Raw genomic sequence first — 25,423 nt, forward strand, 5'->3', positions numbered from 1 at the left:
GTGTTGCGCTTGCGGACTTAACCCAGCGCCCGCTCGCCGATACTGGCAGCACGCACGGGATCGCAGCCAAAGCACTCCAGCACTTCCTGCAATATCATGCGCTTCTTACCTGTGTTGTTATTGGTGGTCACCCAAAAACCACTGCTGCCGATTTCCTTGGGATTGGCCGACTGGCTGGCCTGTAACAGCGCATCCCTGGAGGTTGCAAAATAAAGCCGGTCGCGGCCCTGGATTTGCAGTACCTTGGAAAAACCCGCCGGGTTCGCCCTATGCAGGCTCTCAAGCACAAACAGGAAGCGGCCAACCGCGCCCTTTTGTTGCTCCAGCAGGGATTCAGACAGCAGATGCTCGAAATCATAGTCGGCATTTATGTCAGTTTGAGGGGCAAGGGTCGCCTCCATGCCAGGCTGGCTGATGGGCTTGGGTTCGGTGTTGACCACTTCTGTCACCGACAGACCCAGCAGGCGCCGTAAAATGTCTGAAGCACTCTCGCCTATCCTTTCCGTTTTTGCTGCGATAAAACGATAAAGCTCTTCATCCACTTCAATGTATTTCATAACCCTCGAGTTCCTTAATCTTATGGTTCGTCACTGACGGCCACAGCCAACACTGTGACCGGCAAAGGGAGTAAGGCCACCAGTGTAGACAGTTATGAATCTTTGATAAAGCACTCTTAATTCAAAACTTGTGGCCTTTTGACGGCGCTGCGGCCATGACAGTTTAAAAAGACAGCGAACGGCCCAAAGCGTGGGACAACTTGATCCCTTTGGGTCACCCATGCACAATTGCGCACCATTGAAAAGGCGGCAGCAGCGGAACACACACACATGCACATCAACAGAGCCATCAGCGGCCAGGGGCCGGCAATAGTGCTTATTCATGGTCTCTTTGGCGATCTGGATAACCTCAAGTCGCTGGGACAAAGTTTGCAAAGCGATTACAGGGTCATACGGGTGGATGTGCCCAACCACGGCAACAGCCCCCATTGGGACACCATGGACTACCCAGCCCTGGCCGATGCCATGGTAGCCATGCTGGATGAAGAAGGCATAGACAAGGCGCTGTTTATCGGTCACTCCATGGGCGGCAAAATCGCCATGGCCACGGCCCTGTACCACCCCGAGCGCGTCAGTGGCGTAGTGGCGGCCGATATCTCGCCGGTTGCTTATCCCCACAGACATCAGCTGGTGTTCCAGGCGCTGACCAGTTTGCCGCTGGACGGCAGCTATGACCGCCGCCAGGCCCTGGTGCACATGAAAGATGCAGGTGTTGACGAGGCCACGGCGCAATTTTTGCTGAAAAGTTTTCGCCGCACCGACACAGGCTTTGGCTGGAAGATGAATATTGATGGCCTCAAGCGCAATTACGATGCCCTGATTGGCTGGCCGTTCCACACGCTCAGCTATTCCGGCCCCACCCTGTTTGTCCGCGGCGGCGATTCCGACTATGTCAAGGCCGAGCACAAGGACGCCATTATGGCGCAGTTTCCGGCGGTGCAGCTGAAATCCATCGCCGCCACCGGCCACTGGCTGCATGCCCAGAAACCCGAGCTGTTCAATCGTCTGGTGAAAGGATTTGTTGACAGCCTGGCGCTGCCACTCTGAGTTGTACTGAAACTTGTGCTCTGGCAGGCGGTAGCGGGCACTTTATCTATGTGATATATTCCCGCCTCTTCCAATCCCGGCGGCGCCTGCGGCCGGAATGATTAGCAGCGGGAATCAGGAGAAGCAGTCGATGTTGTCCCAGTACATGGAACAGATAGAGACCATAGGGCTCAATCTGTTTTTTGCCAGTATCTTCTTTTTTATCGGTATGGCTATCCACGACGTACTGAAGCAGGGCAATGTTCCCAAGTTCGGCCGCTTTATCGTGTGGCTGGTACTTTTTCTCGGCTGCGCCGGTTTTATTGCAAAAGGAATTATCCAGGTGGCCTGGGAAGGTGCAGGCATCGGCTAATTGACTATCATGGCAAAAGAAGCAACAGACAGAATAACAATAGACCTTTTTGCCTCCGAAAAACGCCGCGGTCGTCCCCGCAGCAGTCCCCTTTCTCGGGAGCAACAGCTCAAGGTCAACAAGCGTAACCAGATCCAAAGGGATCGTGCCAAGGGGTTAAAGCGAATAGAGTTAAAAGTGTCACAAGATTTATATGACGCCTTGAACGAAAAAGCTTTGGCCAGTAACATCAGCCGCAGCCAGCTAATCGAATGCATATTGCAGGAACAATTTGGCGGTTGAATCCGGCTTTAAACGATTGATTGCAATCGCGAACTACATATTAAAGGAAAGACAATGGCTACTGTAGGTCTTTTTTTCGGGAGTGACACAGGTAACACCGAAGCTGTCGCCAAGATGATCCAGAAGAAACTGGGCAAAAACATGGTGGATGTCAAAGACATCGCCAAGAGCACCAAGGAGCAGATCGCCGAGTACGACCTGCTGCTGTTCGGGATCCCGACCTGGTATTATGGTGAAGCCCAGTGTGATTGGGACGACTTCTTCCCCGAGCTGGAACAAATTGACTTTACCGACAAGCTGGTGGCCATTTTCGGTTGCGGCGATCAGGAAGACTATGCCGAGTATTTCCTTGATGCCATGGGCATGGTACGCGACATAGTGGAAGCCCGCGGCGGTATCATCATCGGCCATTGGCCCACCGCCGGCTACAACTTTGAAGCCTCCAAGGGCCTGGTGGATGACGACCATTTCGTGGGTCTGGGCATTGACGAAGACCGTCAACCCGAGCTGACCGAAGAGCGCGTCGACGCCTGGGTGAAGCAGATTTACGAAGAGATGTGTCTGGCCGAACTGGAAGATTAATTCCCCGGACATCAATATTGAAGCGGCCATAGGTGCCGCTTTTTTATTCGCGTTTTTAAGCGCCTTTTTATACGCCTTATTTCTACGTCAAGAGAACAGCAAATAGATGCAACACAGCCACTGGGATATCTTTTGTGCCGTCGTCGACAACTATGGCGACATAGGGGTCACCTGGCGCCTTGCCCGGCAACTGGCCAGCGAACACGGCATTGAGGTGAATCTCTGGGTTGACGACCTCAGAAGCTTTGGCCATATCCTGCCGGCACTGGATCCCAAGCTCCCTTGCCAAATGGTAGAAGGCATCAGGGTACTGCAATGGAATACCCCACTCGACCTGCCCTATGTTGCCGGTGAGGTGCTGATCGAAGCCTTTGCCTGCGAGTTGCCCGATGAGGTGAAACAGGCGGTCAGAGATGCGGCCACCCCGCCCTGCTGGCTCAATCTGGAATACCTAAGCGCCGAAGACTGGGTCGAGGGTTGCCATGGCCTGCCCTCCTTCCAACCCGGTGGCATCAACAAGTACTTTTATATGCCGGGCTTCAGCGCCGCCACAGGTGGTCTTATCTGCGAAACCGGTCTGTTTGAGGCTAGGGCAGCCTGGCAGACAGACAGCAGCAATAAGATGGCGCTGTTCCAAAAGCTGGGCCTTGGCGGCATACAGGCCGAAGATAAGGTCATCAGCGTCTTCAGCTATGAAACCGAGGCCCTGCCGGCCCTGTGCGAACTCTGGTCCGAAGGCCAGCAGCGGGTCCATGCCCTTATCCCCAAGGGCCGCAGCTTCAACAGTCTTAAAGCCTTGCTGCCCTGTCCGGTGGAGGCCCTGACACCGGGGCAGCGGATTGAGCTCGGCATGCTGACCCTGCATGTGCTGCCGATGACGGATCAACAGGGCTACGATCGCCTGCTGTGGAGCTGTGATTTCAACATAGTCCGCGGCGAAGACTCCTTCCTGCGAGCCCAGTGGGCGGCCAGACCCTTCATCTGGCACATTTATCAACAGGAAGAAGATTACCACCTGGTAAAATTAGAAGCTTTTATGCAACTTTACTGCGATAATCTGGCTTCTGAAATTGCAGAGTGCTGGCGGAACCTCAACCTTTCGTTCAACCAGCAACAGGCGACGGCAGTGCAACAGCACTGGCAATATATGGATTCGCACGCTGTGCCCTTGCTGGCCCATGCCAGACAATGGCCAATCGATGCACTTAAGACGACAGATCTGGCCACAAGGCTAGTGCAATTCGTCAAAAATTCGTTAAGATAGCGCCTTTAGTAAAACGTCCAAGATATAGGAAATTTAGTAATGAAAACTGCTCATGAAATCCGTCCCGGTAACGTGATCATGTTTAATGACGCCCCATGGGTCGTTCAGAAAACTGAAACCACTCGTTCAGGTCGTAACGCTGCCATCGTGAAAATGAAGCTGAAGCACGTGCTGATCGATTCTTCTACCGAGACCACCTTCAAGGGTGAAGACAAGATGGACGTTATCGTTCTGGAGCGTCTGGATTGTACCTACTCCTACTTTAACGATCCTATGTACGTATTCATGGACGCCGAGTACAACCAGTACGACGTTGAAGCCGAAAACGTGGGCGATGCCGCCAAGTTCATCGTTGACGGTATGGAAGACACCTGCCAGGTTACCTTCTACGAAGGTAAGGCCATCAGTGTTGAACTGCCAACCACTATCGTACGTGAAGTGGGTTACACCGAGCCTTCTGCCCGTGGTGACACTTCAGGCAAGGTGATGAAGCCTGCCAAACTGGTAGGTACCGACATCGAGCTGATGGTTGCCGACTTCGTTAAAGAAGGCGACAAGATCGAAATCGATACCCGTACCGGTGAATTCAAGAAGCGCGTGTAATTCCCGCAGCTGAATCCCGAATTGATAAAAAGGCCAGCAAATTGCTGGCCTTTTTAATTTCCGTTCCACCCAAAGGTGTCAGGCAACTTCGACCCGGTTACGGCCGGCGGTCTTGGCCCGATACAGGGCGTTATCGGCCCGCTCCACCAATTCAGCAAGATCTTCCGGTCCCTGCCACTGGGCCAGACCGATACTGGTGGTAAAGCGCACCTCTTCGCCGTCATCGGTTGTCACCAACAGGGCTTCGCAGGACTCGCGGATCCGCTCAGCCACCTCAAGCGCATGCTTGGCGTCGGTTTCCGGCAAAATCACCAGGAATTCTTCACCGCCATAGCGGCCCACCAAATCCACGTTGCGCACCGCCTTTTGGGCCGCCACGGCAAAACTTTGCAATACCTTGTCACCCACCAGGTGACCATACTGATCGTTGACCCGTTTGAATCTGTCCAGATCGAGCAGCAGCACAGTTACGCTGCGTAAATATCTGTCCGCCCTGAGCACCTCGGTCTGCAGGCGCTCAAACAGGGCGCGGCGGTTAAACAGGCCGGTCAGCGGATCCCGGGTTGCCTGACGATACAGGCTCACCAGCATGAACAATTGCGACATCTGGGCCCACAGGGTCAGCGCTACCAGCAGGATCAGGGTCATCATCAGCTCCTGGGGGATCTGATAACCACTCATCTGCGAAGCCAACAGCACACTGAAAAACACCGGCAGCGCCAGCACCATGCCCTCAATCAGGGTCAGCGGAAACACCGCCAGTTGAACTGCAGTGATCAGCGGATAATATTGATAGATCTGTTGGCTCTGCTCGAGCAACTGGGCACTGTAGACATAAAACGCCGATGGAATAAGCACCAGCAAGGCCAATCTGAGGCGCGCCAGCAGCAGACTGGAACTGCGCCCCTGCCAGAACACCAGCCCCATAAAGCCCGCGGCCATAAAGCTCCTGGCCGGTACCATGGCCTGAAACTGCACCAGCGGCATACTGATATAGTCCAAAATCATCCAACCCAATGCCACCAACATGTAAATGGCGGCCAGGGCCTGTACCCTATGGTGTATTTGGCTGGCCCTGGATCCATCGAAATCCTTGGTATGATCCCGATTGGAAAACAGGTCACCGAGCTGTAATAAGCGTTGCCATCTCATTATCAGTGGCATGGGCTCTATTTGAGCCGAAACCTGGGATTTGGTCATGTTTGTCCTTCATTTTCAACGGCTGACCCTGGGGCTAGCGGTTTGTCTTAGTTATCTGAGCCTAAACTAACCTAAATTAATGACTTTCTGTTTGAGCAACATCAAATATACGAACACTGGCCGGATAAAGCGCAAAAAACCGCATAAAAAAACCGGCATTAAGCCGGTTCTTTGCAGAGACTTTTACTCTTTGGCTATTACCCTCAGGCGATCAGGATGAAACCTACAAAAGCCAAACCTGCTGCGATCAGGGCATAGGGCAACTGGGTTACGGCATGGCTGACCAGATCGCATCCCGAGCCCTGGGCCGCCAGCACTGTGGAGTCCGAGTAGAAACAGGCCTGGCTGCCAAAGGATGAGGCCGACAGCAGCGCACCTATCACCAGAGGGATGTCAGCGCCTACGGAATGGGCCAGGGGCATCACAATAGGAATGGTCACGGCGAAAATACCCCAGCTGGAACCTGTGGCAAAGGCCAGTACCGCCATGGCCAGGAACACCACGGCTGGCAGCAACTGCGCCGTCATAAAGGGGCTCAGGGTGTCAATAACATACTGGGGCAACATCAGGTTGTCGCAGACGTCCTTGAAGATAAAGGCAGCAATAACTGTGCCTATGGCAGGCAGCATGTTCTTAAAGCCGTCGATCATCTGCTCCATCATCTCGGACAGCGGCATCAACTTTTGCACCGCATAGTAAGGCAGGGTGACCACCAAGGTCGCCAACAGGCCTTTCCATACATCGATGTCGAAATAGACGGTAAAGCCCACCATAAGCAACAGCGGCACCAGGAAGTTATGCAGCTTGCCGTCCTTATGGGCGGTCTCAAACTCTTCTTCGATGGCATGCACGGCATAATCGTCCGAGGTGTGCACCTGACGGGCATTGGCATCATGCTGCTCTTCCACCGCAGCCGCCTTGAGTTCGGCCCGCTTCATGGGACCCAAAGCGGGTACCAGTCCCAGTGCCACCAGGAGCACCATGGCCACCGCCAACCAGGCATAGAGCATATAGGGAATGGCCGACATATAGACGCTGATGCCCTCACCTTCGGGAGCCACACCGTTGTCCACCAACAGGCCGCCGAAGAATACCGCCCAGGTGGATACAGGCACCAGCACGCACACGGGGGCCGCGGTGGAGTCCACCACATAGGCCAGCATCTCGCGGGACACCTTGTACTTGTCGGTCACCCGCTTCATGGTTTCACCCACGGTCAGGGCATTGAGGTAATCGTCAATAAAGATCACCAGACCCAGGATAAAGGTCATAAACAGGGATGAGCGCCGCCCCTTCGCCAGGGCAATGGCCTTGTGGCCGAATGCCAGGGCACCTCCGGTGCGGACCAAAAGCGCAATCAGGGCACCAAAACTGCCACACACCAGAATCAACCAGCCTATGGTTTCATCGGCCATCACCTTAAGGGAGGTGGCAGCGAAGTTGTTCAGCATTTCGGCGGGATCAAGCAGCAGCAGACCCACTACCGCACCCAGGATAAGAGACAGTATGGGGCGACGCAGCCACACGGCCAGCACCAGCACCACAGCCGGAGGAATTAGACTCAACGCCGTCGGTTCAGACATGCACTCAGGTCCTCAAAATACGCCCAAAGGGCTCTGAAAAAAGATACAAGGTGTCGACCGTCTTCCGGGATCAGGCACCGCTCTGCTTAAGGTTGGATCCGGCACAAATACGAGTGCCCAGGGTAAAACATCGCGCAGAAAATAAAACGCAACCCCAAGTGAGTCAACCAGAAATTCCATTCAGTTGCCACTTTTTTGCAACATGCCTGGCAAGCCCCATCCATCTTCATGTTTATATTGAATAAATGAAGACGATGCATCGATAGAAAACACAAAAACTGCATGGATAAAAATGCACTGTCCCTGCCGGTCCCCAATTTACAAAAAGTGGGTCAAACGCGGTAAAAAAATCTGCAAAAACAACGCCGACTTCCGGCGGTCAAAAGTCCAGATTAAATTGGCTGTCACTTTGGCCAAAACAGCGCAATGCCACCTTAAAATCACCATGAAATAGTTTATTATGCTTTTTATGCGTGTCGTCAAGCGGCTTTCTCAGACAATAATGCTGCAAAATACCGAAATATTTCAGCTTTATCCCCTTCCAGAGCCCCTGAATTTTCGTTATCGTGCCTAGACTTACTCCGGGCCACAGCATTTCGCAAATCAGAGGTAGCGATGTACCCCATAATCAAATCCAACAAACTGGACAGTGTTTGCTATGACATTCGCGGTCCGGTACACAAGGAAGCCCGCCGCCTGGAAGACGAAGGCCACAGGATCCTCAAGCTCAACATAGGCAACCCGGCTCCCTTCGGTTTTGAAGCGCCGGAAGAGATAGTGCGGGACGTGATCCTCAATCTGCCCACGGCCCAGGGCTATTGCGAGTCCAAGGGCCTGTTCTCCGCCCGCAAGGCCATAGTGCAACACTACCAGTCCCAGGGGATCTTCGGCGTCGACATAGAAGACGTCTACATAGGCAATGGCGTATCTGAACTGATCATGATGGCGCTGCAGGGCCTGCTCAATACCGACGATGAGGTGCTGATCCCCTCCCCCGACTATCCGCTGTGGACCGCGGCCGCCAACCTCGCCGGTGGCAAGGCGGTGCACTATCGCTGCGATGAAGAGGCGGACTGGTTTCCCGACCTTGACGATATCCGCGCCAAAATAAGCCCGCGCACCCGCGGCCTGGTGCTGATCAACCCCAACAATCCTACAGGGGCCGTGTACAGCCGTGAGCTGTTGCTGGAAATAGTGGAAATCTGCCGTCAGCACTCGCTTATCCTGTTTGCCGATGAGATTTACGACAAAATTCTGTACGACGGCGCTGTGCATATCCCCGCCGCGTCGCTTTCCGACGACATACTGACAGTCACCTTCAACGGTCTGTCCAAGGCCTACCGCGCCGCCGGTTTCCGGGTCGGCTGGATGATGCTGTCCGGTAACCTCAAGGCCGCCAAGAGCTATATCGAAGGACTGGAAATGCTGTCCTCCATGCGCCTGTGCGCCAACGTGCCCAATCAGCATGCGGTGCAGACAGCCCTCGGCGGCTACCAGAGCATCAATGAACTCATCTTGCCAAGCGGCCGGTTGACTGTGCAGCGGGACACCTGTGTCGAGTTGCTGAACGCCATTCCCGGGGTCAGCGTCAAGAAGCCCAAGGGCGCCCTGTATGCCTTCCCGAAACTGGATGCCAAGAAGTTCAACCTGAGGGATGATGAACGCCTGGTGCTGGACTTGCTCAAGGACAAGAAAATCCTCTTGGTGCAGGGCACGGCCTTTAACTGGCCAGCACCGGATCACCTGCGGGTGGTGTTCCTGCCCCACAAGGAAGATTTGCAAAAGGCGCTGCTGGCCTTTGGCGAGTTTCTTGAGAACTATCGCCAATAGCTTTTCGTCAATAGCTATAGCCAATAGCTTTTCGCCAATGGCTGTAGCAATAGAAGCGACAAGGCTGCCCCGGGCAGCCTTTTTATTTGCCGTGCATCCGGCTTACGCCCGGCGGTGGGTAATTTAACTGCCCATTTTCATGCCCTTAGGGTAAAGTGGCTTAGGCGTATTGAGGTTTCGTAATTAGATTCAGTTCATCTTGACGACACTGTTTTAGACTTGAGAAAAGAGTCGCGAAACGAGGAACCAAGTTTAGTTAAGCTAAATGAGTGACGAGTGGCACTGCTTAAAGAGACATAAGAAAAGTATTGCCAAGGTGAACCAGAGCCGAGGGAAGTATGAGTCATTTCTTTGCCCATCTGGCGCGGATGAAGCTTATCCAGCGCTGGCCCCTGATGTACAACGTGCGTCGGGAAAATGTTCAGGAGCATTCGCTGCAGGTCGCCATGGTGGCACACGCCCTGGCGGTGATCAGTAACCGCGAATTCGGCACAAATCTCGATGCCGACAAGGCCGCCACCCTGGCAATTTTTCACGATGCCAGCGAAATCCTCACCGGCGATCTGCCAACCCCGGTCAAATACTTCAACCGCGAAATCGAGGCCGAGTACAAGAAAATCGAGGCCATAGCCGAGCAGCGCTTGCTGGAACTGGTGCCCGAGGCCTTCAAGGACATCTACCGGCCGCTGCTGTTGGCCGATGAGGCCGATCCCACACTCAAGGCCCTGGTCAAATCCGCAGACACCCTGTGCGCCTATTTGAAATGCCTGGAAGAGATCAAGGCCGGCAACCGCGAGTTCAATACCGCCCGTACCCGGCTGGAGGCCATGCTCAGGGCCAACACGGATCCTGCGGTCAAGTTCTTCATTGATGTCTATGTGCCCAGCTTCCAGCTGGATCTGGATGAAATCAACAAGATGCTATAGGTGAACCCATGACGTCTCTCTGGCACGATCGTTTTCACGGCGAAGACAAGCACAGGCGCAACGACCACCGCAGTCCCTTCCAGCGGGACAGGGCCAGGATCCTTCACAGCGCCGCCTTCCGCCGCCTGCAGGCCAAAACCCAGGTGCTCGGCGTCGGCATGAACGACTTTTACCGCACCCGCCTGACCCACTCGCTGGAGGTGTCGCAAATAGGCACCGGTATCGCCGCCCAGCTCAGACGCAAACATGCCGAGTACGCGCCACTGCTGGATTCCATGAGCCTGATTGAATCCCTGTGCCTGGCCCACGACCTGGGTCATCCCCCCTTTGGCCACGGCGGCGAGGTGGCGCTCAACTACATGATGCGCGAACACGGCGGCTTTGAGGGCAACGGTCAGACCTTCAGAATTCTCACCAAACTGGAGCCCTATACCCCGGGCTTTGGCATGAACCTGTGCCGCCGCACCCTGCTCGGCATTCTCAAATACCCCGCCCTGGCCTCGAAACTCAGCGGCGATCTGCCAAGCACTCAGGTGGCCCATTACCGCCAGCTGCGGGCCAAGGACTGGCCGCCGGTCAAGGCCGTCTTTGATGATGACGCCACCATGCTGGAGTGGGTGCTGGCGCCGCTTTCGGATGAAGACAGAAGCAAACTCGGCGAGATTTTCCGTCCCGCCGATGCCCGCCATTCCAAGACCCGCCACAAGTCACTGGATGCCACCCTGATGGAGCTGGCGGACGACATAGCCTATGCGGTCCACGATCTGGAAGACGCTATAGTCATGGGCATAGTCCGCCGTGACCAATGGTTGGAGGATGTGGCCCCCGTGCTTTGCAACAACGAGGATGACTGGATCCGCACCGAGCTGGCACAAATCGACCGGGATTTGTTCTCCCGCGAACACCACCTGCGCAAGGACGCCATTGGCACCCTGGTGAACGGCTTTGTCACCGCCATCAGTATCCGCAACAAGGAAGGTTTCGAAGAGCCACTGCTGGCCTGCAATGCCGAACTGGATGCGGGATTTGATACGGCGCTCGCCGCCCTCAAGGCCTTTGTGCTGCGCCACGTGGTGCAAAAGCCCGAGCTGCAGATGCTGGAATACAAGGGCCAGCAGATAGTCATGCAGTTGTTTGAGGCCTTCGCCTCGGACCCCGAGCGTTTACTGCCACACAACACCCAGGCCAGGTGGCGTGCGGCCCACGAACAGGGCCACAACAGCATGCGGGTTATCGCCGACTATATCTCCGGCATGACGGATGAGTTTGCGATGCGGATGCACCAACAGTTGTTCAGCCCCCGACTTGGGGGGTTGCATGAGCTTGGACCAGAGTGATGGGGTTGGCTCCCGAGGGGGGGAGCCAAATAGTCTAATGCGGCTTAGAACAATATAAAGTAATGAGGGATTAACGTACTCAATTTGGGATAGATGCACAAAGCAATGACCTTACAGCAGTGAGGAATTACTTTGACTATCACCCTACCTAACTGCGCTCTTCCTTAAGCTTCATATATTCCTTCAAACCAAGGTGCACTTTGAACCGATTTGCATTTGCGTCCCATCCCAATTCAGGATTGGCGAACTTCGATTTCCATCCAGACCCCCCATAACCAGAACGTGCTTCATATTCAATAATGCTGAAATTATATAACTCTTCTAGTGATTGTGATGCTGAGTAAGTTTTACCATTGCTAGCTTCGAGTTCATATGCACCTATATATTCGTCCTTTGTGAAGTAGACTTTTCCCATTCTTGATAGTACTTGCAAGCAGACTTCCCAATCTGCCCAGTGCGGAAGAATTTCGTCATCAAGTTCCAACTTCAGATATTCTGAGTATTTTGGTCTAGACGCAACAACATCCCTGTTTTCAAATATAAGATTTTCATCATCTCTTTTTTTAGTTGTTTCTAACAGAATATTAAGAAAAGAAATTACATCCCTTGGTCTCATGAGTGTTCTCTCGATGATATGCCTCCATTTCTTCTGTTTATTTATTCTTTTCCCATCATCAAGATCATCCCACGCCCCTCCCTCTCCTAATGACACTTTTACGCGTTTCTGAATTAATTTGAAAAGTTCATCTTGACCCCACTCAATAAACTCAGAGTTAGACGATGATATTTTATTTTTGTCTGAAAATTTTAACTCATCCCAAATATCTCGCCTCAAATAAACGACGGATTTAAATGAAGTCGAACTATTCTTTAAGTCTTTAAATATTTCTTTAGAAGCAAGAATAAGGCCTATAACCATATCTTTTCTCGATTCAGTAAGGGAAGTTATCCCCCTATCAAGCTCATCGAAGTGAACAAAAATTTTATTAATTTCTGAAACCTCTGCCGCTTTTTTTACATGCTTCAATATTTTATCAGTTAGAGCATTGAGCTCCGAACCTAAAGTTAAGTCTTTCTCATCCCTTGACAATGATATTTTTCCAAGCTTGCAGCCTAGAAACTGGGGTTCAAGGTCACCACTAACTTTTAGCTTAGATGGCGAGAATATATTGACAATTTTGGGTTCGATTGAGCCATAGTTGTCATTTAAAAACTTATTTAGCTCTACAATTTCTGTCATCATGTGGCGGTCAGATAACTTAACCACTAACTTAGCAAACTCGACAGCTATTAAATATTTCCAAGATGCTACATAAGACTCTACGTGCTCGACTCCAAAGTCTTTTATCTTTTCATGAACCCGCCAAGGATACCCGTTTAAGTTCAAAGCAGCTGAATACATTAATTGAGATTTTTCTGTAAAAAATCTAAATAGCGCAGTTTTTCCTGAACCCTTTCTCCCAAGAACTAGGAATGCATCATTATTATTCACATTATCTGTTACGTTCATTTCGACAAAATAGTCAAGGACAGCATCATCCTCTGCCTCAACCTTACCAAAATTAGTGATATCTCTTAGTCCTTTCATAAATAGCCCTACTAATTTAAGCAACTAAAAACATAAAAATCTAAAGTGTTTAATAATCAGTTTTATTAACTCATGGCTTCGATAAAAGGCGAAGCAAGCAATGAGCTATCTAGACTTATTATTATCACCGTTATCTTCTAACAGCTTGTCGAAATTTATACCTAGCTTCTTTTCTATATGTTCAAGCGCATGTTTTATGCCACGTAAAATATAAAGCTGGTTAGCACCAAAAGCATAATATGCTGAGTTATAGCGTTTGTTACCTAATTGACCCTGGACATAATCACCATTGACTTTTTTGGTGAAAGGATATCGCCCCCTATATTTATCCTTATCACCTTTATCGTTGATAAAAGTAACGGGATATCGAAAGTCTCTTCCTTCACCAGCCCAATCTCCACCAGGTCCATAATTTTGGATATTACCGTTGTAGCACTCTGAACCGATTTCGTATTCGATTTCGTGTATCAAATCATAGAATTTATAAGAGCGATCTTTGCTCATGGTATCTACCTTACTTATAGCCCTAACTTTTTATTGAGTGCATACAGTTCGGACCTGAAGCTCTATAGCAATTTCATCGGAATATGCGAAATTTTATTAAATCCAGTCAAATTGTTTCTCTTCATCTCGCATTTAGTTTTTGCCGCTTAATCAGCATCTTGGCAGATGTAACTACCGTTCGGCAAGCGAAAAAGTGATGTGCAGCAAGCCTTTTATTAAAGACTACTTGACGCGTGAGGGTAACACCTTTGAGCAAGCACTGCCGCACCAGTGACCATGGTGAGCAGATGTCGCCGCTGAGCGCCCATGGAAGGGTTCACAGCGTGTCACGAGTGTGGCAGTGCGAAAGCGCACCACAGGGGGATAAGCGTGTCGTCAGACTGCGAGATGAACAGTTTCATCTCGCAAGCGTTCCCCGAAGGCCTCTGGCCGCCACGCGGAGATGAGTTGCATCCGATGCAGGATGTCAGGACAAAACACAAGATAGCCGCTGTGCCAGCGGCACAACGTCGTGGGTCTCCAACCCACACCCGGCCAAGAGGGGCTCATCAGCAAGCCCCTCTTGGATCACCCTGCCGCCCCCCGATCGGAGCCGAAATCCCCTCGGCCTTATACTGAAAATTGGCTAACGCGCCAGACGCTCATCCATGATTCGACTGGCGCTGCTTCGGCATCCATGCCTTGCCACGCCATTTTCAGCAACGTCCTCAGCGGCTCCAAAGGGGGGACATTCGGGTGCAACAGTCCGGCTGCGTCATTCTTCTTTTCACCTGATTGCCGATTCCACCATTGCTGGAGTGGAACACCTTTGATCAAGCACCGCCGCACCAGTGACCGTCCGAGCCATGGATGGCGAGGGGAGGCTCCACGGACGGATTCACGCCGTGTCACGGGTGTGGCAGTGCGAAGGCGCACCGCAGGTGATTTATAACTCAGCAGCAGGAAGTTGCTTTAAAAATGGAAGGTATCCACTGTGTGCGTAGCACGGAGAAATGACCACTGCTGCACCAGAGGCGATGGCGTTGCACGCCAGAAACAACAAAGCCCGCGTTGGGCGGGCTTTGTAATGAGGGTTGTAGGGCGTTCAGCCCAACAGATTGGGGAACATACCTTTAAAGCCGGCGGCAATGACTTCGATGCCGATGGAGAGCATGAGCAGGCCCATCAGACGGGTGATGACGTTGATGCCGGTTTTGCCCAGTACCTTGTAGATCATCGGTGCCATGCGGAACAGGCCGAAGCTGAGCAGGCCGAAGATGACGACTGTGACAAACATGGCGACCAGGTCCATCAGGGTGTTGTGGGAGGCGGCGAACACTATCACAGAGCTGATGGCACCGGGGCCGGCCATCAGCGGCAGTGCCAGGGGTACCACGGCGACGGATTCCATGCCTGAGGCTTCGCGGTCTTCCTCCTGGTTGCGTTTCACCTCACCCAGTTTGCCCTGCAACATGGACATGGCAATGATGGCGATCAGGCTGCCGCCGGCGATGCGGAACGCCGACAGGGAAATGCTGAACATGTTCAGTATGTGCTGCCCCGCGACTATGGTGACCAGCAGGATCACCACCACGGCAAAGTTGGCCACCTTGCCGGTGTGATTGCGCTCGGCTTCAGTCTGGTGACTGGTGAGGCTGACAAACACCGGCAGCAGGCCCACCGGGTTGATGATGGCCACCAGGCCGAGAAAGAATTTAACGTACAGGGTCAAATCCACTTTTGCTGTTCCTTTACACAGAGGGTTGGGCGCCAGATCACAACGACTGCGTGGCGATGAACTAATCTACCTTAAGGCCATAAAACCCGGAAATGAGATTTTCTGTCGAGACGGCCGATTTTTAATTAGTTTAGCTAATGATTGGTACATTTTTCGGCCAGCGGCAACTCTTGTTCGGGGGCGGCGATTTTTAGCGCAACCTGGCGGAGTTTACGTCATTCCGTTACAGATAAGCGTGGATATTGGGTCGGGATCACAGAAAAAGCCCGCCGTTAACTGTAATTTTATTACACAAAGAATCCTTGGCCAAATCGGCATTTCGCCAAGTATTTTTAAAGGAAGGCTATTATGAAAGTCACCAATACCCAAGAGCTCGACGCCCTGGTCGAGCGGGTCGCCAAGGCCCAGGCTCAATTCGCCACTTACAGTCAGGAGCAGGTGGACACCATTTTCCGTGCCGCCGCCCTTGCCGCCGCCGACGCACGCATCAAGCTGGCCAAGATGGCGGCCACCGAAACCCGCATGGGGGTGCTGGAAGACAAGGTGATCAAGAACCACTTCGCCTCCGAGTACATTTACAACAAGTACAAGGACGAGAAAACCTGCGGCATTCTGGCCGAGGATGACACCTTCGGCACCATCACCATAGCCGAGCCCGTGGGGCTGATTTGCGGCATAGTGCCGACCACCAACCCCACCTCCACGGCCATCTTCAAGGCGCTGATCAGCCTTAAGACCCGTAACGGCATCATCTTCTCGCCCCACCCCAGGGCCAAGGAGTCCACCACCACGGCGGCGCGCCTGGTGCTGGAAGCCGCAGTGGCGGCCGGTGCGCCCAAAGATATCATAGGCTGGATAGACGAGCCCAGCGTGGCCCTGTCGAACCAGCTGATGACCCACGCCAAGATTAACCTGATCCTGGCAACCGGTGGCCCCGGCATGGTGAAGGCCGCCTACTCCTCTGGTAAACCCGCCATAGGCGTGGGCGCAGGTAATACGCCGATTGTTATCGACGAAACCGCCGATATCAAACGCGCCGTCAGCTCCATCCTGATGTCCAAGACCTTCGACAACGGTGTGGTCTGCGCCTCCGAGCAGGCCGTAGTAGTGGTCGATGCCGTCTACGCCCAGGTGAAGGAGCGCTTTGCCAGCCACGGTGGTTACCTGCTGAGCAAGAAGGAAAATGCCGCCCTGCAATCTGTGATTTTGAAAAACGGTGCCCTCAACGCCGACATAGTGGGTCAGAGCGCAGTTGCCATTGCCGCCATGGCCAATATCAAGGTACCGGCACACACCAAGGTGCTGATCGGCGAAGTGAGCGAGATAAACGAGACCGAAGCCTTCGCCCATGAAAAGCTGTCTCCGCTTTTGGGTATGTACCGCGCCGCCAACTTCGACGAGGCGCTGGACAAGGCCGAGGCCCTGGTGGCCCTTGGCGGTATAGGCCACACCTCGGGTCTGTACACAGACCAGGATACCCAGACAGAGCGGGTGAAAACCTTTGGCTACCGGATGAAGACGGCGCGGATCCTTATCAACACCCCGGCCTCCCAGGGCGGCATCGGCGATCTGTACAACTTCAAACTGGCGCCCTCCCTCACCCTGGGCTGCGGCTCCTGGGGCGGCAACTCCATTTCGGAAAACGTCGGCCCCAGCCATTTGATCAACAAGAAAACCGTCGCCAAGAGGGCCGAGAACATGCTGTGGCACAAACTGCCTTCGTCCATCTACTTCCGTCGTGGCAGCCTGCCGATTGCACTGGAAGAACTCGCAGGTAAAAAACGCGCCCTGATAGTCACGGACAAGTTCTTGTTCAACAACGGCTATTGCGACGAAACCATACGTATCCTCAAGGCCCAGGGCCTGGAGACCGAAGTGTTTTACGAAGTGGAAGCCGATCCCACCCTCGCCATAGTGCGTCAGGGTGCCAGAGTGGCCATGAGCTTCCAGCCCGATGTGATCATCGCCCTTGGCGGTGGCTCCCCCATGGATGCGGCCAAAATAATCTGGGTCATGTACGAGCATCCGGAAGTGGACTTTGCCGATCTGGCGCTGCGCTTTATGGATATCCGCAAGCGCATCTACAAGTTCCCCAAACTCGGCGCCAAGGCCATGATGGTGGCCATACCCACCACCTCGGGCACAGGTTCGGAAGTCACCCCCTTTGCCGTGGTGACCGACGAGCAGACAGGCACCAAGTACCCCATTGCCGACTATGAGCTGACACCCAATATGGCCATTGTCGACCCCAATCTGGTGATGGACATGCCCAAGTCACTGACCGCCTTTGGTGGTATTGATGCTGTGACCCACGCCCTGGAGGCCTATGTCAGCGTGATGGCCAACGAGTACAGCGACGGCCAGGCATTGCAGGCCCTCACCCTGCTGTTCCAGCACCTGCCAGAGGCCTACGACAAGGGTGCCCAGGCACCGGTTGCCAGGGAGAAGGTACACAATGGCGCCACCATAGCCGGTATCGCCTTTGCCAACGCCTTCCTCGGCATCTGTCACTCCATGGCCCACAAGCTGGGAGCCGAGTTCCACCTGCCACACGGTCTGGCGAACGCGCTGCTGATCAGCAACGTCATTCGCTTCAACGCCACCGACCTGCCCACCAAGCAGGCGGCCTTCAGCCAGTACGACAGGCCCAAGGCCCTGTGCCGTTACGCCGCCATCGCCTCTCACCTGGGGCTGCCCGGCAAGACAGATGCCGCCAAGGTGGAGGCCCTGCTGGCCAAACTGGAAGAACTGAAAGCCAAGCTCGGGATCCCGGCCTCCATCCGTGAAGCCGGTGTCAACGAGGCAGACTTCCTCGCCAGGCTCGACGAGCTGGCAGAAGACGCCTTCGACGATCAGTGCACAGGCGCCAACCCGCGCTATCCGCTGATAAGCGAGCTGAAACAAGTGCTGCTGGACAGCTTCTACGGCAAGGCCTACAGCGATAACTGAGCCCGGGCTCAGGCATAAACCGCAAAAACAGCTAAAACAAAAACGGCGCCCAAGGGCGCCGTTGCTTTATCTGTACTTCAAAAGAACGCTAAGAGGCTCAGCAGATGCTGACCAGATCGTCCTCGACAAACTGCTCAGGCAGATTCTGCATCTGCTTCAGCAGCAAGGGATTACCGAGAATATAACCCAGCTCCTGCTTGCTCAGCAGCGCCAGCAGGCTCTTGCGGCACACGGCTTCCTGTACCTTAACCCTGGCGATGGCATCCAAAGGCTCGACGGCGCCACCCGGGGTATGGGTTGGCAGCTTGTCCATCATGGCCAGATGCAGCTCCATCAGCTCGGGGCTTCTCAGCAGGGCCTCTATGGTCCAGATCTCGGTCAGATCGGCCTGATACTGCTCCCGGCGCTCCGCCACCTTGGTCACCAGCTGCGGCTGGGCCACCTCTTCCGGCGTCGCCATGATACGGCGGCGTTTAAACCAGGCACCTATGCCCCAGGAAGAAGTAAATGCCGACAGGGGCACGGACAACCACAGACCCACCAGGGCCGGTGACATCCAGGCCAGCAGGGTCAGGGAGTCGAGCCAGGCCGCATAGCCCAGCAAGGCGCCTGCCACCATATGCCACTTGTGCCTGAAGATCAGTGCGGCCCAGGGCAAACTGCCGTCGTCCCGGCGCTGGGGCGACCAGCCGCTGTCTCGGCCAAAGAGGATAGACAGCACGGCGCCGCAGTGGATAAGCATCATGATGGGGGCGATGAGCGCCGACAGTATTACCTCCACCAGGACGCTGACACCAACACGCAAGCGGCCACCGAGGGCGCGGCAGGTGGCCGAATCCTTGATAAGCAGCAGCAAGCCGAAGATCTTGGGCCCGAACAGCACGCCCATGGTGATGAAGAACAACCGCAAAGCGCGATCCGAGTCCATCACGGGCCAGGTGGGAAACAAGGAGAACTGATCGGTGAAGTACTCTGGCCGGATATAGTGCGCCTGCAGGGCGAGCAGCAAACCGGACAGGATCAGCATCAGCCAGAAAGGCGAAGACAGATAGGCCATGATGCCGGTCAGCAGATGCAGACGGTTTATCCAGTGCAGCCCCTTGGCCGGCAACACCCTTGAGTGCTGCAGGTTGCCCTGGCACCAACGCCTGTCCCGTACCGCCAGGTCGATGATGGACGGTGGGCATTCCTCGTAGGATCCGTGGAGATCCGCGGCAATTTGCACGCTCCAGCCGGCGCGGCGGATCAGCGCCGCCTCGACAAAATCGTGGCTGAGAATATGGCCGCCAAAGGGAGGCTTGCCCGACAGGTGTGGCAACCCCGCCGCCTGCATAAAGGCCTGGGTGCGTATGATGGCGTTGTGGCCCCAGAAGTTACCTTCCTTTTGCACCCACCAGGCCAGCCCCGTGCCTATGACGGGACCATAGATGCGGGCGGCGAACTGCTGCAACCTGGCCATCAGGGTAGTGCCGTTGATCAACGCCGGTATGGTCTGGATAAGGCCCGCATCGGGATCGGCCTGCATCCTCGCCGCCAGGCTGACCATGGTGCGGGTCTCCATGATGGAGTCGGCATCAAGCACCAACAGATGATCATAACTGGCGCCCCAGCGGCGACAAAAGTCGGCCACGTTGCCAGCCTTGCGGGCGATGTTTTTGCGGCGGCGACGGTAATAGACCCTCGCCCTGCCGTCCACGGCCTGACGCAGCAGCCAAAAGGCCTGCTCCTCGGCCAGCGCCACACTGGGATCAGTGGTATCGCTCAGGATAAACCAGTCAAAGGCATGTCCCTGGCTGCGCTCGGCCAGCGCCAAAGCCATGGTTTCCACCGCGGCAAATACCCTGTCCGGCGCCTCATTGTAGGTCGGCATCAGGATAGCGGTGCGGGTGGTCAGCACGGCATCTTCGGCAAAGGCATCCTGGCGATGACGCAGCAGCTGGATAAAGCCGGCCACGCCGCTGCAAAAGGCCAGCGCAATCCAGCAGAAGTTAACTGCGAACAGCAAGAGCACCAGGTACTCCAGCGGCGTAATGCCGCCGACGCTGAATACCCCGGCCATTTCATAGATGGCAAAGGCCGACAGCAAAATGGCGCTGCCGACCACCAATACCCGGCGCCGTGCCAGGGAACGCACTCCCCGGGGCGCGACGCTTGCGCGGGGAAATCCCTCGGCAAAGGCCTTGAGGCTCTGGGGTGGCATGGGGCTGTGACGCTCGGGCGGCATGGCACTGTCGCCGGCCAGCACGGGCGCGGCGACGTTAAGCAAGGCTTCGGTCATGGACGGGATACCTTAGAGCGTCCAACGATAGAGCCAGGTTTCGGCCTGACGCTGATCGCCAAATTTCAGCTCGGCGCGCAGTTCCGCCAGATTGACCTCCAGGGGATCGAACTCGAACGACAGACGATAGCCATGGCTTCTTGGGTTCTCGCGCACCACTATGTTGCTGATGCTGCCGGCGGAGGATTCCACCTTGGCCACGGCCTGGCCTTGGGGCATGTCGCCCTTCACCTGATAGTCAATCACAAACAAGCGTCTGGCGGTTGGCTTGGCAATGTCGGCGCGGCCACTGGCGGTGCGACTGACGATAACGGCCCTGTCGTTGTTCACCGGCTCGGCGCCCCACACCAGATGGTAGGAGAAATGGAACTCACTGCCGGCCGCCAGCGGATGACGGGGTTTCCAGAAGGCCACTATGTTGTCGTGAATTTCCGATTGAGTCGGGATTTCGGTCAGCACCACGGCGCCTGGGCCCCAATTACCCACCGGCTCCACCCACAGGCTGGGACGACGCTCGTAATTGGCTTCCAGATCCTGATAGGCATCGAAATTGCGTTCGCGCTGCATCAGGCCAAAGCCCTGGGGTGAGTTGTCCATAAAGGCACTGATCTGCAGGTTGCTGGGGTTGGCCAGAGGGCGCCACAGGCGCTCGCCGCGACCGTTGATCATCAGCAAACCGTCGGAGTCGTGGACCGAAGGCCTGAAATCATCGGCGTTCTGGCGGCCATTGGCTGAGTGCATGTACATGCTGGTGCTTGGGGCCAGACCGACCTTTTCCAACTCTACCCGTGGGAACAGGGTCGCTTCCACGTCCATGCGGGTATTGTCACCGGGACGGATGGAGAAGCGGTAGGCACCGGCCACGCTGGGGCTGTCCAGCAGCGCATGCACCACAATCAGGTTGGTTTCGGCATTGGGTTTTTCTATCCAGAAAGCGCGGAATACCGGGAATTCCTCACCGGCAGGCTCGGCGGTATTGATGGCCAAACCGCGGGCGGACAGACCATAGGCATTACCCTTGCCCAGGGCGCGGAAATAACTGGCCCCCTGGAACACGAACAGCTCGTCGAAGTACTCGGCGTTGTTGAGGGGGTAATGGACCCGCAGACCGCTGTAACCTATGTCCTGGGTCGGCAGTTTTTCCCGGAGCACCTCACCGGCACTGAAGAAATTGGGATCGTAGGCCAGGTGGCTGGCCTTGTTGCCTTCCACCAGGGCGATTTCAATCAGATCCTGGAAATAAAATCCGCGGTGAAACAGCTGCATCTGGTATGGCAAGGCTTCGCTGCGCCAGATAGCCGCTTCCGGTTTGAAACGAATATCGCGGTATTCGTCGTAGTTGATCTTTGCCAGGCTGGCGGGCAGAGGATCTTTCAAGGCCACATAGGGCTTTTGCGCCAGATTGCGGGCTATCCGTACCACAGTATCTGAATCAAACTGGCCATTCCTGGCAAAGCGCACCTGAGCCCGGGAGTCTGTCTTGACCGGCTTGGGCTGGGGATCTGCGGGCTTGACCTCGGTGGCGGGGTTGGCATCGCTGCCCTTGATGTCGGCCGCATTGACGGCTGCACAGCAAAGCAAGGACGCGGCGGCGAATCCGTACGCCAGCAAGGGGGCCAATTTTGAACGGTTTGGGTGGCAACTCAGAAAGCTAACCATAGTGGAGATGACCTGAATAAAGTAGAGAAACGGATGTATTTTATGGAGTTTCGTTAAACTTTGTCTGCCGGACGGCATAACGGGAAAGTTAGCGGCTCACATTGCGCGAAAGATAGCAGAACAGTAAAAAAATGCACAAGATATGTGTGCTTAAGGGCAAACAAAACTATACCATTTGGTTATAAGCTTATACCCAAAATTAAAACTTCGGTTCTACCCCGGAATTTTGTCGCCATTCCGGAGCAGAACCGTTGCTATTTCAGGGGATTAAGGCGCGGGATCATTTATCCCAAAGTGCAGGTGCCAGACTGTTGAATCGGCTGATGCCTTTGTCGGGTGCGCCCTTGAGTTGGTAGTAGTTGTCCTGATAAATGCGCCAGCGACACAGATCTATCGGGGTCACTTCCGAGCAATTGATGGTACCTGTCATACCTGCAGCTTCAAAGCCCGCAGCCACCAGCTCGGAGCAGAAGAATTTGGCAAAATCTTCCTGGTTGTAACCCGGCCCGTTGAAGTCATCGAACAGGTCAAAGGCCGATAACAGCGCCTGGGGCACATCGAAGGGTTTACGCGCCTTGGCCTGGTTGAACAGGAACTCATAAAATGCCGCTTCGTTGAAACGGGTTTCCCGCAATTCGGGATCCAGCGGCAACCACCAGATCTCCCCGTCGTAATCCAGCCTGTCGCTGAAGCGGGAGATCTGCACCCCGGTGAAATCGTTGAGTTCGGTAGACTCAATGATCTGATTGAAAAACCGGTCACTGCTGTCATTGACCACCTTGGTTTGCAGTATCACCCCCACATGGGACACATGGGAGCGGGTGGCGAACTTGGTCAGGTTGGAAAAAGCGGCCTTGCCGCCAAAGGCAATGACGTCACCGGGCCTCATCCGTGCCCTGGCGTCTTCGTAACCTATTTGAATGGCTGTCATGGCAAGCTCCTTTTGCTGTTAGAGACGCTATTACTATTGCAGCCTCTGGCCGAAATTCAACACCTTAGATAAAAAAAGCCGGCATAAGCCGGCTTTCTTGGGTGGAAATTATTGTTTGCCCGTCCAGCGGTCCATCCAACCCAGCACCTTGGCATACCATTGTTGCAGGTTGTCGGGATTAAGGATCCAGTGATTCTCGTCGGGGAAAATCAGCAGTTCAGATGGAATGTTGTTGCGCTGCATGTAACTGAAGGCCGCCAGCCCCTGATCGTAGGGCACGCGGAAGTCCTTCTCACCGTGGATCACCAGCATGGGGGTCTTCCAGTTTTCCACGTAGTTGGCGGGATTGAACTTCTCGTACAGGGACTTGGCCTCTTCATAGCTGCCGCCAAACTCATGCTCTGGGAACCAGAGTTCCTCGGTCACATGGTACATGGAGCGCATATCGAACAGACCGGCATGGTTCACCAGGCACTTGAAACCTGTGTTCCAGTTACCCTGGATCCAGTTCATCATGTAGCCGCCGTAGGAGCCACCGAGGGCACAGGCGTTGTCCACATCCAGCCATTTTTGCTGCTTACCGACGGCTGCCAGACCCTTTTGCAGATCTTCCAGCGGCTTGCCACCCCAGTCCAGGGAAATGGAATCGGTAAAGGCCTGACCGTAGCCTGTGGAACCGTGGAAGTCCACCATGACCACACCGTAACCGGCACCAGCCCACAACTGGGCGTTCCAGCGACCGCTGAAGCTGTTGCCAAAGGAACCCTGTGGACCGCCGTGTACCAAATAGGCCACGGGGTACTTCTTGCCTTCTTCAAAGTTGGCCGGCTTGATCCAGTAGCCATAAACTTCTTCGTTGTTCCAGCCCTTGAAACTGAACTGCTGGTATTCACCGAACTGGATTTCTGCCAGCTTGTCCTTGTTGGACTCGGTCAGGCGGGTCAGCCTGTCACCGTCGAGGCCTATGCTGTAGAAGTCGCCGGGCTCGGACAGGCTCTTGTGGTTGAATACCAGCTTGTCGCCGGCCAGGCCCACCAGGCTGTTGCTGCCATCGTTGTAGATGGGACGCACATCGCCAAATTGGGTGTTGATTTCAAAAATCGACACCTGGCCCAGATCCTGGGCGGTCACGTACAGGGTACGCTGGTCGGCACCGAACTGAATGGATGAAGGGCTTCTGTCCCACAGGGGCGCCACTTCCTTTTCCTGGCCGGTCACCAGATCGCGCATCATGATGGCGTAACGATCGGCCTCAAAGGCGGGCTTCTTCATTGCCAGATAAGCCAGGTAACGGCCATCGGCGGAGAAAGTTGGCTGGGCATCCCAGGCGATGTTCTTTTCGGTCAGGTTCACGGCCTTGCCGCCGGTCACAGGCACCTGCCACAGATCATAGTTGGTGGTCCAGGCCTGATCTTTTGATGGCGCCTTGGCGCTGTAAACCACTGTCTTGCCATCGGGGCTGAAGGTCACTTCTTCCATACCGGAGAAGGGCTTGGGCGGGGTTTCGGTATCCTGACCGACTGTGATGTCCACCGGCGTACCGAGACCGGTCTCGTCCAGCGGAGCCACAAACAGGTGATTGCGGGCGTGATCGAACCAGGTATCCCAGTGACGCACCATCAGCTGGCTGTACTCACGGCCGGTGCTCTTGCGCTTGGCCTCGGCATCGAACTTGTCCTTGGAGCACTCCAGGGTGTCGCACTCGGGGAACACCCGCATGCTCATCACCACTTGCTTGCCATCGGCAGACAGCTTGAAGCCGTCAATGTCCAGCGGCAGCTTGGAGATCTGCTGCGCTTCACCGCCATCCAGCGGCAGGCGGAACAGCTGGCTGGAACCATCGCGGGCAGCGATAAAATACACACTCTTGCCGTCGGGGCTGAAGGCGGCGTCATGCTCTGTGCCCTTGGCTGAGGTCAGCTTGAGCGCGGCCTTGTCTGAGGTGAGATCCAGCAGGTAGAGGTCGGATTCGCCTTTGCCGGCATCGTCAATGGTCTTGAGGCCATACACCAGCTTGGTACCGTCATTGGACAGAGCGGCGGAGTGGAGCTTGTTGAGTTTAACCAGTTGCTGCACATTGAAGGGTTGAGGTGCAGCCAAGGCGGTTGCGCTGATGCCGGCCAATGCCAGGCCAAGCGCGATAGCGTTGTGCTTGTTCATTCTGCTTGTCGTCCGATGTTTTTGTTGAACTTGTTATTGTTATTTCCTGAAAAACCGCCCGTCCCCACAGTTTT

General features: G+C 54.7%; 20 protein-coding genes. 10 read left to right on the forward strand and 10 right to left on the reverse strand.

Going from position 1 to position 25,423, the window contains the following annotated elements; genetic code table 11:
* Positions 1-17: 17 nt before the first annotated feature.
* Entirely contained in the window at positions 18-557 is a 540-nt protein-coding gene (seqA, locus tag JYB84_RS09130; RefSeq protein WP_207319804.1) for a replication initiation negative regulator SeqA, read from the reverse strand.
* A 276-nt stretch (positions 558-833) separates the two neighbouring features.
* Here seqA and JYB84_RS09135 point away from each other — a divergent pair, with 276 nt between their 5' ends.
* The 6 genes from JYB84_RS09135 to efp all read left to right on the forward strand — a co-directional run bounded on the left by JYB84_RS09135 (position 834) and on the right by efp (position 4,687).
* Positions 834-1,604, forward strand: a complete 771-nt coding sequence (locus JYB84_RS09135) for an alpha/beta fold hydrolase (RefSeq protein WP_207323165.1) — start codon at positions 834-836, stop codon at positions 1,602-1,604.
* A gap of 130 nt (positions 1,605-1,734) precedes the next feature.
* On the forward strand, positions 1,735-1,956 hold the full coding sequence (locus JYB84_RS09140; RefSeq protein ID WP_207319805.1) for a DUF2788 domain-containing protein: 222 nt from the start codon (positions 1,735-1,737) through the stop codon (positions 1,954-1,956).
* Between the two features lie 9 nt (positions 1,957-1,965).
* Positions 1,966-2,238 (forward strand): LexA regulated protein, encoded by a 273-nt coding sequence (gene ybfE, locus JYB84_RS09145; RefSeq protein WP_207319806.1) that lies wholly within the window; start codon positions 1,966-1,968, stop codon positions 2,236-2,238.
* 54 nt (positions 2,239-2,292) lie between these two features.
* Positions 2,293-2,820: a flavodoxin FldA gene (gene fldA, locus JYB84_RS09150; protein ID WP_207319807.1), complete on the forward strand. Its 528-nt coding sequence runs from the start codon at positions 2,293-2,295 to the stop codon at positions 2,818-2,820.
* A gap of 106 nt (positions 2,821-2,926) precedes the next feature.
* A complete protein-coding gene (earP, locus tag JYB84_RS09155; RefSeq protein ID WP_207319808.1) occupies positions 2,927-4,084 on the forward strand; it encodes an elongation factor P maturation arginine rhamnosyltransferase EarP in 1,158 nt (385 codons plus the stop codon).
* Positions 4,085-4,123: 39 nt separating this feature from the next.
* A complete protein-coding gene (gene efp / locus JYB84_RS09160; protein ID WP_207319809.1) occupies positions 4,124-4,687 on the forward strand; it encodes an elongation factor P in 564 nt (187 codons plus the stop codon).
* 78 nt (positions 4,688-4,765) lie between these two features.
* Here efp and JYB84_RS09165 read toward each other — a convergent pair whose 3' ends face one another.
* Together JYB84_RS09165 and JYB84_RS09170 are read right to left on the reverse strand one after the other, a co-directional pair.
* A complete protein-coding gene (locus JYB84_RS09165) occupies positions 4,766-5,887 on the reverse strand; it encodes a GGDEF domain-containing protein (protein WP_207319810.1) in 1,122 nt (373 codons plus the stop codon).
* Positions 5,888-6,090: 203 nt separating this feature from the next.
* Positions 6,091-7,470: a Na+/H+ antiporter NhaC family protein gene (locus tag JYB84_RS09170; RefSeq protein WP_207319811.1), complete on the reverse strand. Its 1,380-nt coding sequence runs from the start codon at positions 7,468-7,470 to the stop codon at positions 6,091-6,093.
* A 615-nt stretch (positions 7,471-8,085) separates the two neighbouring features.
* Here JYB84_RS09170 and JYB84_RS09175 point away from each other — a divergent pair.
* The 3 genes from JYB84_RS09175 to JYB84_RS09185 all read left to right on the forward strand — a co-directional run bounded on the left by JYB84_RS09175 (position 8,086) and on the right by JYB84_RS09185 (position 11,563).
* Positions 8,086-9,300: a pyridoxal phosphate-dependent aminotransferase gene (locus JYB84_RS09175; protein WP_207319812.1), complete on the forward strand. Its 1,215-nt coding sequence runs from the start codon at positions 8,086-8,088 to the stop codon at positions 9,298-9,300.
* Positions 9,301-9,638: 338 nt separating this feature from the next.
* Positions 9,639-10,226: a 5'-deoxynucleotidase gene (yfbR, locus tag JYB84_RS09180; protein WP_207319813.1), complete on the forward strand. Its 588-nt coding sequence runs from the start codon at positions 9,639-9,641 to the stop codon at positions 10,224-10,226.
* Positions 10,227-10,234: 8 nt separating this feature from the next.
* The gene (locus JYB84_RS09185; protein ID WP_207319814.1) at positions 10,235-11,563 is read left to right on the forward strand and encodes an anti-phage deoxyguanosine triphosphatase; all 1,329 of its coding nucleotides are present in this window, start codon (positions 10,235-10,237) and stop codon (positions 11,561-11,563) included.
* Between the two features lie 148 nt (positions 11,564-11,711).
* Here JYB84_RS09185 and JYB84_RS09190 read toward each other — a convergent pair whose 3' ends face one another.
* The 3 genes from JYB84_RS09190 to JYB84_RS09200 form a co-directional block, all read right to left on the reverse strand.
* Positions 11,712-13,151: a P-loop ATPase, Sll1717 family gene (locus JYB84_RS09190; RefSeq protein ID WP_207319815.1), complete on the reverse strand. Its 1,440-nt coding sequence runs from the start codon at positions 13,149-13,151 to the stop codon at positions 11,712-11,714.
* Between the two features lie 105 nt (positions 13,152-13,256).
* Entirely contained in the window at positions 13,257-13,655 is a 399-nt protein-coding gene (locus JYB84_RS09195) for a hypothetical protein (protein WP_207319816.1), read from the reverse strand.
* Positions 13,656-14,739: 1,084 nt separating this feature from the next.
* Positions 14,740-15,372, reverse strand: a complete 633-nt coding sequence (locus JYB84_RS09200) for a YchE family NAAT transporter (RefSeq protein WP_207319817.1) — start codon at positions 15,370-15,372, stop codon at positions 14,740-14,742.
* Between the two features lie 348 nt (positions 15,373-15,720).
* Between JYB84_RS09200 and adhE the strand changes: the two genes are divergently transcribed.
* A complete protein-coding gene (gene adhE, locus JYB84_RS09205; RefSeq protein WP_207319818.1) occupies positions 15,721-18,321 on the forward strand; it encodes a bifunctional acetaldehyde-CoA/alcohol dehydrogenase in 2,601 nt (866 codons plus the stop codon).
* Between the two features lie 97 nt (positions 18,322-18,418).
* On the opposite strand, the gene mdoH is transcribed toward adhE, so the two are convergent.
* The 4 genes from mdoH to JYB84_RS09225 form a co-directional block, all read right to left on the reverse strand.
* Positions 18,419-20,599: a glucans biosynthesis glucosyltransferase MdoH gene (gene mdoH / locus JYB84_RS09210; RefSeq protein ID WP_207319819.1), complete on the reverse strand. Its 2,181-nt coding sequence runs from the start codon at positions 20,597-20,599 to the stop codon at positions 18,419-18,421.
* 12 nt (positions 20,600-20,611) lie between these two features.
* Positions 20,612-22,258, reverse strand: a complete 1,647-nt coding sequence (locus JYB84_RS09215; RefSeq protein WP_207319820.1) for a glucan biosynthesis protein G — start codon at positions 22,256-22,258, stop codon at positions 20,612-20,614.
* Between the two features lie 280 nt (positions 22,259-22,538).
* Entirely contained in the window at positions 22,539-23,189 is a 651-nt protein-coding gene (locus tag JYB84_RS09220) for a hypothetical protein (RefSeq protein ID WP_207319821.1), read from the reverse strand.
* Between the two features lie 108 nt (positions 23,190-23,297).
* Entirely contained in the window at positions 23,298-25,349 is a 2,052-nt protein-coding gene (locus JYB84_RS09225) for a dipeptidyl-peptidase 5 (protein ID WP_207319822.1), read from the reverse strand.
* Positions 25,350-25,423: the final 74 nt, after the last annotated feature.

The organism is Shewanella cyperi, assembly GCF_017354985.1.
Classification (GTDB): domain Bacteria; phylum Pseudomonadota; class Gammaproteobacteria; order Enterobacterales; family Shewanellaceae; genus Shewanella; species Shewanella cyperi.